The sequence below is a fragment of the Nocardia sp. NBC_00508 genome (genome assembly GCF_036346875.1).
GTDB lineage: Bacteria > Actinomycetota > Actinomycetes > Mycobacteriales > Mycobacteriaceae > Nocardia.
Window position 1 is genome coordinate 6,487,803 of sequence record NZ_CP107852.1, and the last position, 15,242, is coordinate 6,503,044.

At 66.4% G+C, this 15,242-nt stretch carries 12 protein-coding genes and 1 pseudogene; 5 read left to right on the forward strand and 8 right to left on the reverse strand.

Translation table 11 applies throughout. The features are described 5' to 3' along the window. Positions 1–32: 32 nt before the first annotated feature. Positions 33–1,025: a YeiH family protein gene (locus OHA40_RS29290; protein WP_330230068.1), complete on the forward strand. Its 993-nt coding sequence runs from the start codon at positions 33–35 to the stop codon at positions 1,023–1,025. A gap of 612 nt (positions 1,026–1,637) precedes the next feature. Here the strand turns inward: OHA40_RS29290 and OHA40_RS29300 are convergent. The 6 genes and pseudogenes from OHA40_RS29300 to OHA40_RS29325 all read right to left on the reverse strand — a co-directional run bounded on the left by OHA40_RS29300 (position 1,638) and on the right by OHA40_RS29325 (position 8,093). After that, entirely contained in the window at positions 1,638–2,402 is a 765-nt protein-coding gene (locus OHA40_RS29300) for a hypothetical protein (protein WP_330230069.1), read from the reverse strand. A gap of 17 nt (positions 2,403–2,419) precedes the next feature. Then, the gene (locus OHA40_RS29305) at positions 2,420–3,028 is read right to left on the reverse strand and encodes an RBBP9/YdeN family alpha/beta hydrolase (RefSeq protein WP_330230070.1); all 609 of its coding nucleotides are present in this window, start codon (positions 3,026–3,028) and stop codon (positions 2,420–2,422) included. Between the two features lie 45 nt (positions 3,029–3,073). Next, the gene (locus OHA40_RS29310) at positions 3,074–3,898 is read right to left on the reverse strand and encodes an SDR family NAD(P)-dependent oxidoreductase (RefSeq protein ID WP_330230071.1); all 825 of its coding nucleotides are present in this window, start codon (positions 3,896–3,898) and stop codon (positions 3,074–3,076) included. Positions 3,899–3,961: 63 nt separating this feature from the next. After that, a complete protein-coding gene (locus OHA40_RS29315; RefSeq protein WP_330230072.1) occupies positions 3,962–5,515 on the reverse strand; it encodes a long-chain-fatty-acid--CoA ligase in 1,554 nt (517 codons plus the stop codon). A 67-nt stretch (positions 5,516–5,582) separates the two neighbouring features. After that, positions 5,583–6,915, reverse strand: a pseudogene (locus tag OHA40_RS29320) (MFS transporter). A gap of 128 nt (positions 6,916–7,043) precedes the next feature. Beyond that, the gene (locus OHA40_RS29325; protein WP_330230073.1) at positions 7,044–8,093 is read right to left on the reverse strand and encodes a 3-keto-5-aminohexanoate cleavage protein; all 1,050 of its coding nucleotides are present in this window, start codon (positions 8,091–8,093) and stop codon (positions 7,044–7,046) included. Between the two features lie 241 nt (positions 8,094–8,334). On the opposite strand from OHA40_RS29325, the gene OHA40_RS29330 reads away from it, so the two are divergent. Then, the gene (locus OHA40_RS29330) at positions 8,335–9,570 is read left to right on the forward strand and encodes an IS110 family transposase (RefSeq protein ID WP_330230074.1); all 1,236 of its coding nucleotides are present in this window, start codon (positions 8,335–8,337) and stop codon (positions 9,568–9,570) included. A 61-nt stretch (positions 9,571–9,631) separates the two neighbouring features. On the opposite strand, the gene OHA40_RS29335 is transcribed toward OHA40_RS29330, so the two are convergent. Further along, positions 9,632–9,982 carry a carboxymuconolactone decarboxylase family protein gene (locus tag OHA40_RS29335; protein WP_330234424.1) on the reverse strand — a complete coding sequence of 117 codons (351 nt, stop codon included), beginning with the start codon at positions 9,980–9,982 and terminating at the stop codon, positions 9,632–9,634. Between the two features lie 175 nt (positions 9,983–10,157). Between OHA40_RS29335 and OHA40_RS29340 the strand changes: the two genes are divergently transcribed. Both OHA40_RS29340 and OHA40_RS29345 read left to right on the forward strand, forming a co-directional pair. Then, positions 10,158–11,144 (forward strand): AraC family transcriptional regulator, encoded by a 987-nt coding sequence (locus OHA40_RS29340; RefSeq protein WP_330230075.1) that lies wholly within the window; start codon positions 10,158–10,160, stop codon positions 11,142–11,144. Between the two features lie 232 nt (positions 11,145–11,376). Further along, positions 11,377–12,051, forward strand: a complete 675-nt coding sequence (locus OHA40_RS29345) for an LppP/LprE family lipoprotein (protein WP_330230076.1) — start codon at positions 11,377–11,379, stop codon at positions 12,049–12,051. 193 nt (positions 12,052–12,244) lie between these two features. On the opposite strand, the gene OHA40_RS29350 is transcribed toward OHA40_RS29345, so the two are convergent. Next, positions 12,245–12,865, reverse strand: coding sequence for a TetR/AcrR family transcriptional regulator (locus OHA40_RS29350; protein WP_330230077.1), 621 nt, complete (start codon positions 12,863–12,865; stop codon positions 12,245–12,247). A gap of 98 nt (positions 12,866–12,963) precedes the next feature. Here OHA40_RS29350 and OHA40_RS29355 point away from each other — a divergent pair, with 98 nt between their 5' ends. Next, positions 12,964–15,189, forward strand: coding sequence for an MMPL family transporter (locus OHA40_RS29355; RefSeq protein ID WP_330230078.1), 2,226 nt, complete (start codon positions 12,964–12,966; stop codon positions 15,187–15,189). The last annotated feature ends 53 nt before the right edge of the window (positions 15,190–15,242 follow it).

Below are 15,242 nucleotides of genomic sequence, written 5' to 3' on the forward strand. Positions count from 1 at the left end.
GGAACACTTCGCCGGTCACGATTGTCTAGAAGATGACATCTCTTCGCCGGCATGGTCCCGGTGTTCTCGTCGCGGCGGTGCTCGCCACCGTGGCGATCCTCCTGGGCACCGTGCTGCCCGTCATCGGCGGGCCCGTGCTCGCATTGCTCGGTGGCGCGATGTTCGGCGTGTTCACTCACCGAACCCACGACGAGCGTTTCGCTTCCGGGCTGGCGATGACCCAGCAGCATCTGCTGGGCGCGGCCATTGTCGTGCTCGGGCTCGGCCTGCCCGTCGCGGCGGTGGTCAGCGTGGGCCGTCGCACGGCGATCGTGCTGATCGGCACCCTGCTCGTCGGCGCGCTCGCCGCGCTCGTCGTCGGTCGCTTGCTCGCCCTCGACCGGGAATCGGCCATCCTGGTGGCGGTGGGCACCACTATCTGCGGAGCTTCCGCGATCGCCGCTGCCACGGCGGTCATCAAACCCGACCGAGATCGCGTCGCCTACGCTCTCGGCACCATCTTCGTCTTCAATGTCGTTGCCGTCCTTGTTTATCCACCCCTCGGCCACCTGTTCGGCCTGTCCCAGGAGGCATTCGGCCTCTGGGCGGGTACCGCGATCAACGACACGTCCTCGGTGCTCGCAGCAGGCGTGACCTTCGGTTCCGCCGCGGCGCATTTCGCCGTCATCGTCAAGCTGGTGCGCAGCCTGGCGATCGTCCCGATGTGCGTCGGGCTGCATCTCGGGATGCGGCGCAACACCGGCACCACGAGCACACCGCTGTGGCGCACCGTTCCGCCCTTCGTCGTGCTGTTCCTCGCCGCTTCCGGCATCGCGGGCGCGGGCGTCGTCCCGCCCTCGTGGACCACCCCCCTCGGCCACGTCAGCGCTTGGCTGATCGCCGCGGTCCTCGCCGCCATAGGAACCACGTTGACCTGGCAGCGACTGCGCAGTGCCGGATACCGCCCGCTGCTGTTCGGTGGCATCCTCGCCATCGCCCTCGGTTCTTCCAGTCTCGCACTGCAATTCGCAACCGGCTGGCGGTGACCGGGACCACGCCGAGCCGTTTCGCCACGGGCGACAACACGTCGGCGACGTCTCCAATAGCCCGCTCGCAGAGTTGTGGACATCTTGCGGTGCAGGGTTCCCACCGGGAACTCTCTGGTTACCGGCGCCACCGGAAACACCGGCCGCCACGCGGTGATAGAGCTGGTGCGCCGAGGAGAGCGCGTTCGGGCGCTGACGCGGAATCCTGCTGCGGCTGCGAATGCGTTCTCGCCGGAGGAGTGTCTGGCGGGCACGCATATCGCGCCGAGACGCTGGACGCGGCACTCGAAGGAGTCAGCCGACTGCGTATCACCGACACGGCGGGGCTCGCCGAAATCGGTCCAGAGTTGATGCGGCGGGCAGTCGACGCGGGTGTGCGGCGTATCACCGGGGTGGTGGGGTCGGGCCGGTTCGGAGTCGTTGACGCCGCGGGAACGGATCGCGATCCACGAGAACCTGAAGACGTTGTTCGGGAGGAACTCGTTCCCGCCGCGTGACGAAGCCCCTGGCGTTCGATCAGCCAGGGGCTTCGTCGTGCCGAATCCTGTTCAGGCCTTGACCAATTCGGCGGTGATAGGCACGGAAGATCCGCCGTCGGCGCCGTAACTCACGCTATTTGGGTGGTGTGACCGGTTGTGCGGGGTCTTTGCAGTAGGGGAGGTCGGGTGGGCAGGGTGCGAGGATGGTGGAGAAGTACTGGATGGCGGAGAACAGGGTGATGGGTCCGCCGGCCACGACGAGCCCGATCATGGAGCCGACTGCGCCGAGGGTGGCTGCGCCGAGGACGCAGCCGGCGATGGTGGCGCCGACGAAGGGCACGAGCAGGACGATGAGGGGGCTGGTGATCGCGGCGCCTGCTGCGGCGCCGACGAGGCAGCCGGCGCCGGCGCCGAGGACGGCGCCCAGGACGGCGCTGACGGCGGCGGCGATGGCGGCGCGTTGGGCGAAGACGCCGAGGGCTTGGCCGTCGCGGGGTGTGAAGGATTCGGCGACTTGTGTGGCGGCTTGGTCTGTGGTGATGATCTCGTTCGGGGTGACGGCCTGTGTCGGACGACCGTCGGTCTTGGATGGGGTGAGTGTGGCTGTGGTGCCATCGATTTGGGCGTTGACCGGGTAGGCGATGTTGTCGATGCGGTAGGTGAGTGGGATGGCGGCGACGGGTTGGTCGGTGGTGTCGGTGAGGACGAGTTGATCGTCGACGAGTTTCAGTTTTCCATCGCTGGTGGTCAGTACGGCGGAATCGCCGCGGCGGCTGACTTCGTAGTGCACGGCGGCCTGGTCGTCGGGGGGTTGCGGGGTGGCGTGGGCTGTGGCGGTGGTGATTGCGATGGCTGTCGCGGCGAGCGCGGCGGCGGCGGCGGTGGTGGTTTTCCTCATCTTCTGGTTCCTTGAATTCATCGGTGGGATCGGTGCAGACCGGTGGTCGGGTGCACGGTGGTTGAGGTCAGGTCATCTATCAGTTGTCCGGCTCGGGGCCAGGGTCCGTAACCGGCGGCGGGATCGAGGTGTCCGACCGGGCCGAGGTCGAGCAGGCGACTGCCCCAGGCTTCGGCCATGCCTGCCACGCGGCGGCGGGTGGCGAAGGGGTCGTTGGTGCTGGCGGCCAGGATGGTTGGGAATGGCAGCCGGCGCCGTGGGATGGGGTTCCAGCCGTGGTCGGTGAGCTGGGAAGTGGTGGGGTAGCCGTCGGCGAGTGGTGTTTCGAAGTCCGGTGGTGTGACCAGAAGGGCTGCGCGGATGTCTCGGGTGGGGTGCTGGGCCCAGTGGACGACGGTGAGCACCCCGGCGCTGTGAGCGACCAGGACGACCTCGTCGGTGATCTCCGACAGGGTGGTGTCGAGTGCCGCAACCCAGGCGTGGCGGTCCATGCGCGCCGAGCCGGGTGGTGGGGGCACGGTGCGGGCGTTGGGCTGCGTTGCGGCGAGCTGGGTGTGCCAGTGATCGTCGGTGTGCTCGCCGAGGCCCGCGACGATGACGATGACCGGTGCGGTGGCGTGGTTCATGGTGATGCTCCAGGATGACGCGGCCAGGGGTCCCTGCCGCGGGGGTCAGATGACTGCTCCTCCGTTGGGGCTGATGATCTGGCCGACGAGGTAGTGGTTGTCGCCGGCGAGGTAGACCGCCAGGGAGGCGTACTCCTCGGGCGTGCCGAGCCTGCCGAGCGGTATCTGCTGGTAGAGGCTGTTTTTCTGCTCGGGGGTGGCCTTGTCGAGGTAGGCCTGGAACGGCGGGGTCAGGACAGCGCCGCAGGCGATCGCATTGACGAGGATGTTTGCTCCGGCGACGTCGAGCGCGACGGTTTTGGTCAGGCTGGCGACGGCGGCCTTGGCGGCGGAGTAGCCGGGGCTGTGCGCGCTGGCCGCCGAGATGCCGGCGACGGAGGCGATGTTGATGATGCGCCCGTAGCGCTGTGATTCCATGTAGCGCAGGGCAGCGCGGGTGCAGTAGAACACGCCGTGGACGTTGACGTCCCACCATTTGAGCCAGTCCTCGTCAGTGAGGCTGGTGGTGATGCCCAGCGACCGGCGCTCGATGGGTGTGGTCAGGTAGGCGTAGTGCAGATTGCGGCGTGTCTCCTCGGCCGGTGCCGTTGGCACGATCGCGGCATTGTTGACCAGGATGTGGATGGCGCCGAAACGGTCGGCGGCGTCGGCGAACATCTGGTCGACCCCGGGCCGGTCGGAGACGTCGACGGGTACCGCCATGCATTCGCGACCCAGTGCGTGGATCTGATCGGTGAGGTCGGTCAGTGTGTCGGTCTGGATGTCGCAGGCGACGATGTCGGCGCTTGCTTGTGCCATCGACAGTGCGATGGCCTTGCCCAGTCCCTGGCCGGCGCCGGTGACGACGGCGCTCTTCCCGGACAGTGTCATGATGATCTCCTGATGTTTCCGCTATCCCGTGCGGAGGCCAATAGTGTTGTCGCGCAGTGAGTTTCAGCTGTGAGTGCGGAGTTCACGTTTGAGGATCTTGCCTGTGGCGGTCATCGGGAGGGTCCGGACGAATTCGATGTGGCGGGGGTACTTGTAGGCGGCCATGTGCTGCTCGGCCCAGGCGATGAGCGCGTCCTCGGTCGGTGGGGTTCCATGGGCCGGGATGATGAATGCCTTGATTTCCTCGCCGTGGCTGTCGTGCGGGACGCCGATGACGGCGGCAAGCGACACCGCCTCGTGGGTCATGAGGATTTCTTCGACTTCACGCGGATAGACATTGAGACCACCGCGCACGATCATGTCCTTGGCGCGGTCGACGATGTAGTAGTAGCCGTCGGTGTCGCGCCGCGCCAGATCGCCGGTGCGGAACCAGCCGTCGCGGATGACCTCGGTGGTGGCGTCGGGCCTGTTGTAGTAGCCCTTCATGATGTTGTGGCCGCGGATGGCGATCTCGCCAACGGCATCGTCGCCGGTGACGGTGTTCCACTCGTCGTCGATCAGGCGAACCTCCACTCCCCAGACCGGTCGTCCGATCGACCCCGGGCGTGGCTCGTCATCGAGGTCGGCGAAGGTGGCCAACGGCGAGGTTTCCGACAGCCCGTAGCCTTCGGCGATGTCGACGCCGAACCTCTGCCGGAAGCGGCTGAGGATCTCGACGGGCAGGGCAGCGCCGCCGGAGACGGCCAGTCGCAGATGGTCGTTGATGTGTCGGGGGTCGACGGTGTCGTCCAGGGCGCCGAGCAGCCCCCAGTACATTGTCGGCACGCCGGCGAAGAAGGTGATCTGTTCGGCGGGCATCAGCGTCAGCGCGGTGGCGGCGTCGAATCGGGGTTGCAGGACCAGAGTCGCGGCGACGGAGAACCCGGCATTCATGTTCACCGTCTGCGCGAAGGAATGGAACAGCGGCAGCACCACCAGATGCCGGTCGTGTCGGGCAGGATCGTTGTCGAACTGCCGATTAGCGGCGAGCGTGTTGAGCAGCATGTTTGCCTGGGTCAGCTCGGCGCCCTTGGGTTTGCCGGTGGTGCCGGAGGTGTAGAGGATCACCGCGGTATCGCCCGCTTCGCGGCGGCGGGTGGCGAACTCGGTGGACTGCGCCTGCACGGCGGTGGCGAACTCACCGATCAGATCGCGGGACTTCGGGGCGGGTGAGTCGATGACGAACAAGTGGCGGCAATTCGGTGCGCGGTCGAAACCCGCGCGACCGTAGTCACCGATCGGAAGTTCCGGGGTGCCCTGGTAGCAGAAATAAGCTACGGCATCGGAATCGTCCAGGTGGTAGGCGATTTCGCGGTCCTTGAGCAGAATGTTGAGCGGGACCACGACAGCGCCGGATTTGAGGATGCCGTAGTAGATGATCGGGAACCACGCCAGATTCGGGCACGACAGCGCGACTTTGTCGCCCGGTTCGACGCCGTGCGCGACGAGCAGGTTGGCAATTTGGTTGGCTGCGGCGTCGACCTGTGCGTAGGTCAATCTCTCATCTCCCGCGACGACGGCGTCGCGGTCCGGGTTGCGGCGGGCTGTATCTTCCAGCAGCACAGACAAATTGAGCATGAAGGTACCTCACGAGGGTGTGGACGATGCCGGGGTGCGGCGGTCGGGCCGGCGAGTGACGATGAGGTCAGACAGCCGGTGGCCGGGCGTCGAGACCGGCCAGGCGGCGTAGTCCGGCAGGGTAGGCGCGTCGCCCGAGAACCAGGGCGATGATCGCGCCGAGGTAGGTCAGCGGCACCAATTGCAAGGCACCGGCTAACCCGTAGCGGTCGGGAAAGGAAGCCGACGACGAACGGGCCGAGTGCGAGCCCCAAGATGTTGTTGGCCAAGGCAACCGTTGCGAACGCGGTGGCACGCAAGCTGGCATGGGTGAGGCTGGCCACCGTCGAGGACGTGGCACCGGCCGAGCCGGCGGCGGTCAGCGCCCCCAACGCCAGGATGATCAATTGAACAGGACCGGTGCCGAGACTGAATGCGACGGTCAGCAAGATCAGCGAGATCGTGCAGTAGACCACCGCGCTGCTCCACTGGCGCACCGGATCGGTGCGACCGATCCGGTCGGTGATGATGCCGCACACGATCATTCCGGTGCCGACCAGCAGCACGTATACCGAAGCCGCGAGGCCGGCGCGGTCTGGGGGCATCGAATAGGAACGGCTGAAGAAGCTGGGCAGCCAGGCCGTCAGCACCGCCGCGACGAACAACTGCAGGCCGCCGCCGACGTAGGCGCACCACACCGACACTGAAGAAAACAGGCTCGACAACGGCGCACGAGGCGTGTTGTGCGGTGGCGGTCCTGAGTCCGTCGCCCGCGCCTCAGCGACCTGGTGGCGGTCGAGAGCGGATTCAGTGATCAGCATCCGGAACGCGGCCACCAGCAGCAGACCCACCGCGGCCATGACGACGAATGTCCATCGCCAGCCGATGTGCGCGGCGACGACGCCACCGGCCGCGACACCCAGGACCGAACCGAACGATCCGCCGGCGAGGAACGCTCCGCTGAGCGAGGCCCGCAGGTGCGGTGCGAACACGGCCAGCATCACCGCGGCCCCGACGCTGCCGTACGCGGCTTCGCCGACTCCGACCAGGAGCCGTGCGCCGAGCATCTGGCCGTAGCCGGTGGCCAGCGCGCACAGCAGCGTGGCGATGCTCCAGACGGTCGCCATGACCAGCATGCTGCGCACGCGGCCCCATCGGTCGGCCGCCAGCGACAGCGGAAACGCGAGCAGGCCGACCGTCAGCGCCACGACGCTGCTCAGCGAGCCCAACTGCGAATCCGACAGTCCCCAGTCGGATTTCAGCAGCGGAAACACCGCCGACAGCACCTGGCGGGACATGTAGTCCGACAACATCAACCCGAAGGTCAATCCGAATACTATCCACGGAAAGATCCGGGAACGAGCACTCGAGGTCACGGGTGTGTCCGCTGAAGGGTCGGCGGGAGTGGTATGGAGATCCATGGCGCATCCTCGAGCCTGGTGGAACGGACGGACCGGGCAGGCAGGGCCGGTACCGAACGACGACGAAGAGATGAGGTGGGCAGCGCGCAGGTCGGTGGGCTAACCGTCGGCGCGCTGCCCTGCGGAAATCAGGCGTGGTGGAGGAATCCGACCTGACCGGGTTTGCGGTTGGGCGGGAATCCGATCTTGGCCAACGCCTCGTCGGTGTCGGCGTAGACCTCGTCGAACAGGTAGATATCGCGTGCTTCCTTACAGGAAGCCACGTCCCGGCCCAGCTCGTCGGCAATACGAACCATCTGCTCGACCTGCTCCACCGAGGTGCGCCGCTCGCCCTTGCGGCCCCACAGATTGTCCTCGATGCCCACCCGCACATGCTGGCCCAGCGCGATCGCAATCGTGCACATCGGCGTCACGTTGCGCATGATCGTCTCGATCGTCAGCACAGCACCGTCCGGAGTCCGTCGAATGAACTCGATCAGATCCGCCGGATGTACGCCTGCGGCACCACCGCCGATGGCGACGTAGTTCAGCACCAGCGGGCCGGTGTAGATGCCACGGCGAATCAGCCGCTCCACCGTTTCGAGCTGGGGCAGCGCGCCGAGCATGAATGCCGGCTGGATGCCGGCAGCGGTCAGCCGCCGCAGATGCTCGATATAGAACTCCGGACCGGCTTCGCTAACCATGTCGCGGTATGCCTTGTGCAGCACGGGATTCTGCAGCGACGTCCCAGCGATATCGTCGTCGCTCAGCAACTCCATGATGTTCATCTGGCTGGTGTTGATGGCGATGGTGACCTGATCCGGTGCGGGATCGAGGTCGGCCAGCAGGTGGCGGGTGTCATAGTCCAGCCATTTCGCCCTATCGGCGCCTTCCGGCGGCGCGAACGAGATCGACCCACCGACCTGCAGGATCATCTCCGGCACGGCGTCCCGGAGCCGGGCGAGCATCTCGTTGAACAGTTCGAGTCGCTTCGAGCCCCGGCCATCCGCCTCGCGTACGTGCACGTGCAGCACCTGCGCGCCCGCGTTGTAGCAGTCCACCGCCTTCTGGATCTGCTCGTCCATCGTCACCGGAATGTCGTCGGAATCCCCCGGCAGGAACTCCGGACCGTATGGGGCCACCTGAATGACCAGCTTGTCCTGATTCTCCGGTAGCAGCGAATCGTCTAGAAACTGCATGATCGTCCTAATCAGTTCGGGGAGTGAGCCATCCGGCAAACTCCTTGGTGGTAGCCGACCGGTAGGTGAGCACTCGTGCGTCCTGGACGTTGAGTCCTGAAGAAAGACTGTGCCCCTGCCGGTAGGTCGGGAGAGTTGATCGCTGCTGGGATGTCGTGCCCGTTCGTGGTGATGTGAGCACTGCTTGATTAGGTCGCTGATGGTTCTCTCGCTGGCTGCTCGACGGTGATCGGCATCGAGAATGGGAGGACCATTGCGACTGTTCGTAGGAGACGACTGGGCTCAGGATCATCACGATGTGGAGGTGATGGATGGCTCCGGTCGCCGTCTGGCCAAGGCGCGCCTTCCTGCGGGGGTGGCCGGGATGGGCAGGTTGCACGCGATCATCGGGGATCTGGTCGGCGACGACGTCGATGAGGCCGAAGTGCTGATCGGGATCGAGACCGACCGGGGTCCCTGGGTTGGGGCGCTGGTCGCCGCGGGATACACGGTGCTGGCGGTGAATCCGTTGCAGGCGGCCCGATTCCGTGACCGGTTGGGGGTCTCCGGCGCCAAGAGCGACGCCGGCGACGCGCACGTGCTGGCGGATATGGTCCGCACCCACTCGCATGAACTGCGGTCTGTCGCTGGGGATTCCGCGCGTGCGGAGGCGGTGAAGGTGGTGGCCCGCATCCATAAGACGATGATCTGGGAACGCACTCGCCACACCCAGCGGCTGCGGCACGCGCTGGGTGACTATTTCCCCGCGGCGCTGGCCGCCTTCGACGACCTCGACGCCGCTGACACCCTTGAGCTGCTCGCCAAGGCACCCACCCCGACCCAGGCAGCCCGACTGACGATCGCCCAGATCAGCGCCGCGTTGAAGCGGGCGCGCCGCCGCAACGTCGCGGACAAAGCCGCCGCGATCCAGACCGCGTTGCGCTCCGACCAGCTCGGCCAACCCGAGGTCGTCACCGATGCCTACGCTGCCTCGGTGCAGGCGCTGCTGGCGGTTCTGACCGTCCTCAACACCCAGATCAAGACTCTGCAAGGGCAGGTCGAGGCCCATTTTTCCAAGCACCCGGCCGCTGACATCATCTTGTCCCAACCAGGTTTGGGGCCGGTCCTCGGTGCCCGGGTGCTCGCAGAGTTCGGTGATGACCCCGACCGCTACGCCAGCGCCAAGGCCCGCAAGAACTACGCGGGCACCTCCCCGATCACCCGCGCGTCGGGCAAGAAGAAAGTCGCTCTGGCCCGGTTCGTGCACAACGACCGGCTCATCGACGCCCTCACAACACAGGCATTCTCCGCGTTGTTGTGGTCCCCGGGTGCCCGCGCCTACTACGACCGGCAGCGAGCCCGCGGCGTCGGCCACAACCCCGCCCTGCGCCAGCTCGCCAACCGACTCGTCGGCATCCTGCACGGCTGCCTCAAAACCGGCACCCACTACAACGAGGCCACCGCCTGGCCTCACCTGGGCGAGAAGGCTATTGCTTGACATTCAAGCCTCCTGGGATGTCTTTCTGGATTTTGATCGGATTTCGTGATACGGAGCGGTCTTACCGCTGCTCGATGCGGCGACGCTCGAACGCCTCGAACTCTTCGGCGAGAACGGGCACGCCGATATTGCATGCGTGAATGCCCAGCACGCTGGTCAATTCGAGCACCGCGAGGATCTCTTCACGGGAGACCCCGAGCTCGAGAGCCGCACGGATATGCCGGCGCACCCCCGGGGAATACATATGAGTACACGCGGCGTCGACCGCGATACTCAACAACTCGATGAACTGTGGAGTCAGTACGCCACGGCGGATCGGGAGCGAACCCATCGACATGAACTGCTCGGTCCATTCCGGGTCCCACTCATGCAGCTGGTCCCACAACGGGTTCCACGTACCTCCCGCTCGCATGGCATCGACGGTCGGCGTGGACGGGGACGGAGGTGGGGACTGGATGGTCACGGCAGGCAACTCCTCGCGCTTCGTTGAACGTGATATCGGTCACGGTATGCGCACGGATGTGGCGCTGCTTGACAGTATGGGTCAGTTTATTTGACAATTTGGGACGACGAGAGGGTGTGCGACTATGGCGACGATGGTGCGCAGTGCCGTACTGTCCGGCTACGTCGACCTGGCTTTATCGCTCGGAGTGGACCCGATGCTGCTGTTGCGATCGGTCGGCATCGGTCCGGCGGGACTCGCCGCCAGCGACACCTGGTTACCCGCCGCCGCGGTCGGCCAACTCCTGGAACGCTCCGCCCTCGAGACCCACTGCGACGACTTCGGGCTACGCCTCGCTCAGCGGCGCGGTTTGTCCAATCTCGGCCCGGTCGCCCTCGTCGCCCGCGAAGAACCCGACATCCGCAGCGCGATGTACATCGCGCTGCGCTACGTCACCCTGCACAATGAAGCACTGCGCACCCGGATCGCCGAAACCAACAGCCTGACCACCATCCACATTCAACCGGCTCCCGGGATCTCGCTCGGCCGGCAGTCCATCGAACTCGCCGTCGGCGCGACCTGCCGGATCCTGCGCGAATTCCTGGGCCACGCGTGGCATCCGATATCGGTCTGCTTCACCCACGCCGCACCGGCCGAGCTGGACACCCATCGCCAGATTCTCGGTCCCTCAATAGAATTCGACCAGGACTTCGACGGCATCGTCTGCTACTCCCGCGACCTCGACGCGCCCAACCCGCTCGCGGACGCCCTGCTTCGCCCCTACGCTCGCCAATACCTCCGAACACTCGCCCCGTCGGGCGAATCCACCGCCGACCAAGTCCGCGCCCTCATCGAATCCATGCTTCCCACCCAACGCTGCTCGGCCGCCACTGTCGCCGACAGACTCGGCATGGACCGCCGCACCCTGCACCGACACCTCGTCCGCTCAGGGGAAACATTCACCACCATCCTCGATACCACCCGCCTCGACCTCGCCCACCGCTACCTCACCCGCGACGATCGCACCCTCACCGACATCGCCACCGAACTCGGATTCTCCGAACTCAGCGCCTTCTCACGATGGTTCCGGCATCACACTGGTCACAGCCCCAGCCGATCCAGAGACCGATAACGGACCGCAAGAACGCCACCGTGGTGCGCCGGGTAGCGCTGGGAATCATGATCAACACGCCGAGCCCGCGTCGACCGGAGCGCCGCCGAGTCTCATGCCGATCGGCCTGCGGCAGTGTTGGTTTGATGCAGCCGCGGGTGCGGACCGCGGACCATCGCCTAACGCGTTGGCGCGGTGCCCCGATGGAGTAAGCGAGCGTGCGACGGCACGGTCGGAACAGAATCGAGGCACGATGAACCACGCAGTTCGGATGGGTGCACTGGTCGTCGCTGCGGCGGCGCTGGTCGCAGGCTGCAACAGCATCGATGACACTGCGACGCCTGCGCCGACTTCCCAGGGGGCGACCCGTCCCACGGAATCTCAGGTTCCGGGGGCAAGCCGAGCACCCGATGTGCCCGGGACGGTAACGCAGGCGCCTACGGTGACCCAGCCGCCCGCACAGCCCGATCCGCCCGCACCGGTAACGACCGTGACCGCCCCCTCCTCGGCCGAGGGTATCGGCAGCGCTGGCCGCTGCATCGACCCCACGTCGGCGGGTGTACAGAGCGCGCTGGCCGGGCTGGGCGACGGATGGGTAGCCGAGCACGCGTCCGCGGACCGGCCGGGTAGCTGCGGACAACTGCTGTGGGTGAGCGCCGCGGGTGGAATGTCCGCGGGCGCCCCGATCCATGTGCTGTTCTTCCACGACGGAAAGTACCTGGGTACAGCCACTTCCGAGCCGTATGCCTTCACCTACGTAGCGGGCTCGAACGGCAACTCGGTCACCGTCGAATACAAATGGTTGGTCGCCGACGAGCCGTTCGCCGCACCCCAGGGCGGTCCCGTAGCGATCACCTACACCTGGACGGGTTCGCGCGTCACGATGAGTGAACCTCTTCCGACGGAGGTCACCCAGCCGCACCGGTAGCGCAACCGCGCTTCGCCGACCGTGGTGTTCGTCCCGACCCGCGGTCATCGAATTCCATGGTCAGGGCGAACGGGATCATGGTGCCGCGGCAAACCGCTGGCCAAGCGTCTGCCCACGCCGACCGAGCACGGCTGGTCGAATTCGTGACGGCTTCGGCGACGGCTCTGCTGGCAGTCGCTGAAGCTCGGTCAGGCTATGGCGCGTGGGGCCCGATCTCGGCCAGGTAGCCGCGCAACGCACGTTTCGCTTCGCGGATCAATGCGGCGCGCTCGGGATCGTCGGCTGCCACGACGGCGCTCATCATCGCCCGGACGATCTGCACCGCGACGATCGCACTGGTCCTGCGTTCGGTGTCCGACAGTTCGGGGGACCGGGCGGCGATCACGGCCTCGACCCGTCCGACCACCGCATCCTGTAGAGGCTTGGTCCGCTGCGCGAGGCCGGCCGGCATGTCGGTGTTGCCGAACAGTGCTTTGGCGCCCGGGTTCGCCACGTTGAACGCGATGATCGGGTCGAGCATCCGGTCGACGAGCTCATCGAGGGACAGTTCGGTGACGTCGCCGAGATCGAAGGCCGATGAGTGCGCCGCGCGGAACGATTCCACCAGCCTGGTCGACAGCGCCTCGGCGATCGCCTCCTTGTTCGCGAAGAACTGATACAGCGAGCCAGGTGACACTCCGGCCCGCGCTGCGATGGCGTTCGTCGATGTCGCCTCGTATCCGAGCTCACCGAACAATGCCAGTGCCGCATCGAGGATTTCGGCCATGCGCTGCTTTCCGCGCTCCTGGCGGCGAACCGAACGGGTCTGGGACACGGCTCCTCCATTGACAAATACGAGCAACCTCTCGTATTTTCGAAAACGCGAGACATCTCTCGTATTCGTGAACGCTAGCAGACGCTACGGAGTCGCCCATGTCCGCACTACATCGGTTCGGCACTGTCCTCGCGCACCGACCCCGGCCCGTCCTCGTCGCCGGTCTGTTGCTCGCCATCGCGCTCGCGCTGATCGGCGCAGGCGCGATGCGCGATCTGGTGCTCAGCCGCTGGGAGGCGCCCGGCACCGAATCGGTCCGCGCACACGAGTTGTTGCAGCGCGAATTCCACACGGGCAATGCCAATCTGATCCTGCTCGTCACCGCTGCCGACGGCGCCGTGGACGACACCGACGTCGCCGCGGCGGGTACCGGCCTCACCGAGGAACTGCGCGGCGAACGTTCCGTCACCGACGCGTGGTCGTATTGGACCGAACGAGGTGACCCGACGATGCGCAGCGCCGACGGACGCCACGCGGTGGTCCTCGCCCACGTCGCAGGTGACGCGACCAGCGCGAGGGCCGAGATCGGCAAGCGGCTGCTGCCGATGTTCACCCGTGCGAACGACACCGTCCAGGTCCGCGTCGCCGGAGCCGAAGCGACGTCCGGTCAGATCAGCGCGCAGGCGGCACAGGACTTCCTCCGCGCCGAAGCGATCATCCTTCCGCTGATGTTGCTGCTGCTTCTTGCGCTGTACCGCAGGATCCGGCTCGCGCTGTGCACACTCGGCGTCGGCGTGTTCGCGGTGTTCGCGACACTTGCCGCGCTTCGCGGGGTGGCCGTGTTCACCGAAGTGTCGACGTTCGCGGCCAACATCACACTGGTGATGGGCATCGGCCTCGGTGTGGACTACAGCCTGTTCATCATCGCCCGATTCCGTGAGGAACTCACCAACGGCGCAACGGTTTCCCATGCGGTCGTCACCGCGGTGCGGACGGCAGGGCGAACCGTGATCTTCAGTGGCTGCACCGTCGCGGCGGCGCTCGCCGTGCTGCTGGTCTTCCCGTACCCGTTCCTGCGCTCGTTCGCCTACGCCGGGGTGCTCGTGGTTCTGATGGCCTCGTTCGGTGCGCTGGTGCTGCTGCCTGCCGCGCTGGCGGTTATCGGTCGGCGCGCGCTGCCGCGCCGACCTCGTCCCGCCCCCACGGAACAGGGTTTTTGGTACCGGTTCGGCGACATGATCATGCGTCATCCGATCCGATTCGCGACCGCGGGACTCCTGCTGGTCGCCGTCCTCGCCGCGCCCGCGTTCGGCCTGCGCATCGGACTGCCTGACGACCGGGTGCTGCCGCCGAGCGCGTCGACGCGGCAGACCTACGACGACCTGCGGGCCAACTTCGCCACCGAGGCCAACGACGCGATCCAATTCGTCGCACCCCGCGACCGATCCACCGGTCTCGACGAGGTCGGCCGTTATGCCGCCGAGCTGTCCCGTATCGACGGTGTGGCACAGGTGAATTCGACGGCTGGAGTCTATGTCGACGGCCAACGGATGCGGGACGCTGCACGACCGGAACGGCTCTACAGCGACACCGGCACCCGCCTGGAAGCGGTACCGACGCGCGAGATGCTCATGAACACCACAGTTCCCCGGTTTCTCGCGGAGCTGCGGGCGGTCCCCGCTCCATTCGGCGAAGTGCTCGTCGGCGGATACCCTGCCGAACTCACCGACTTCCGCTCGGTGTTGACCGAACGGATCCCGCTGGTCGTTGTCCTCATCGCCGCAGTCACCTTCGCGGTGTTGTTCGTGATGTCGGGCAGCATCCTGATCCCGGTGAAGGCGATCGTGCTGAACCTGCTGAGTCTGGCGGTGATGTTCGGTGCGCTGGTGTTCGTCTTCCAGAACGGCGCCTTCGCGTCACTGCTCGGGTTCACGCCGATCGGCACGCTCGATCCCGCCTTCCCGATCCTGCTGTTCTGCGTCGCCTATGGGCTGTCGATGGACTACGAGGTGTTCCTGCTTTCCCGGATCACCGAGCGCTACCACGCCACCGGCGACAACCGCCGGGCGGTGCTGGACGGACTGCAGCGCAGCGCCCCACTGGTGACGGCGGCCGCGGTCATCCTGGCCGGATCGTTCTCGCTCTACGCCACCGGTCGTGTCATGTACCTGCAGATGCTCGGGGTCGGCATCGCGGTGGCGATCGTCGTCGACGCCACCGTCATCCGGGCGATTCTGGTACCGGCATTCATGCGACTGGCCGGTCGCGCCAACTGGTGGGCGCCCGCACCGATGCAGCGCTTCGCGCGTCGCCTGGATTTGCACGGCGAGGTGACCAGCAGGCCGTCCCTGATGGAACGGTCCGCCGATCCGGCACGGAACTAGCACCGGCAAGGCCTGTTATGCACCGACTGCTTCCGCCGCGCAGTCGGCGCAGT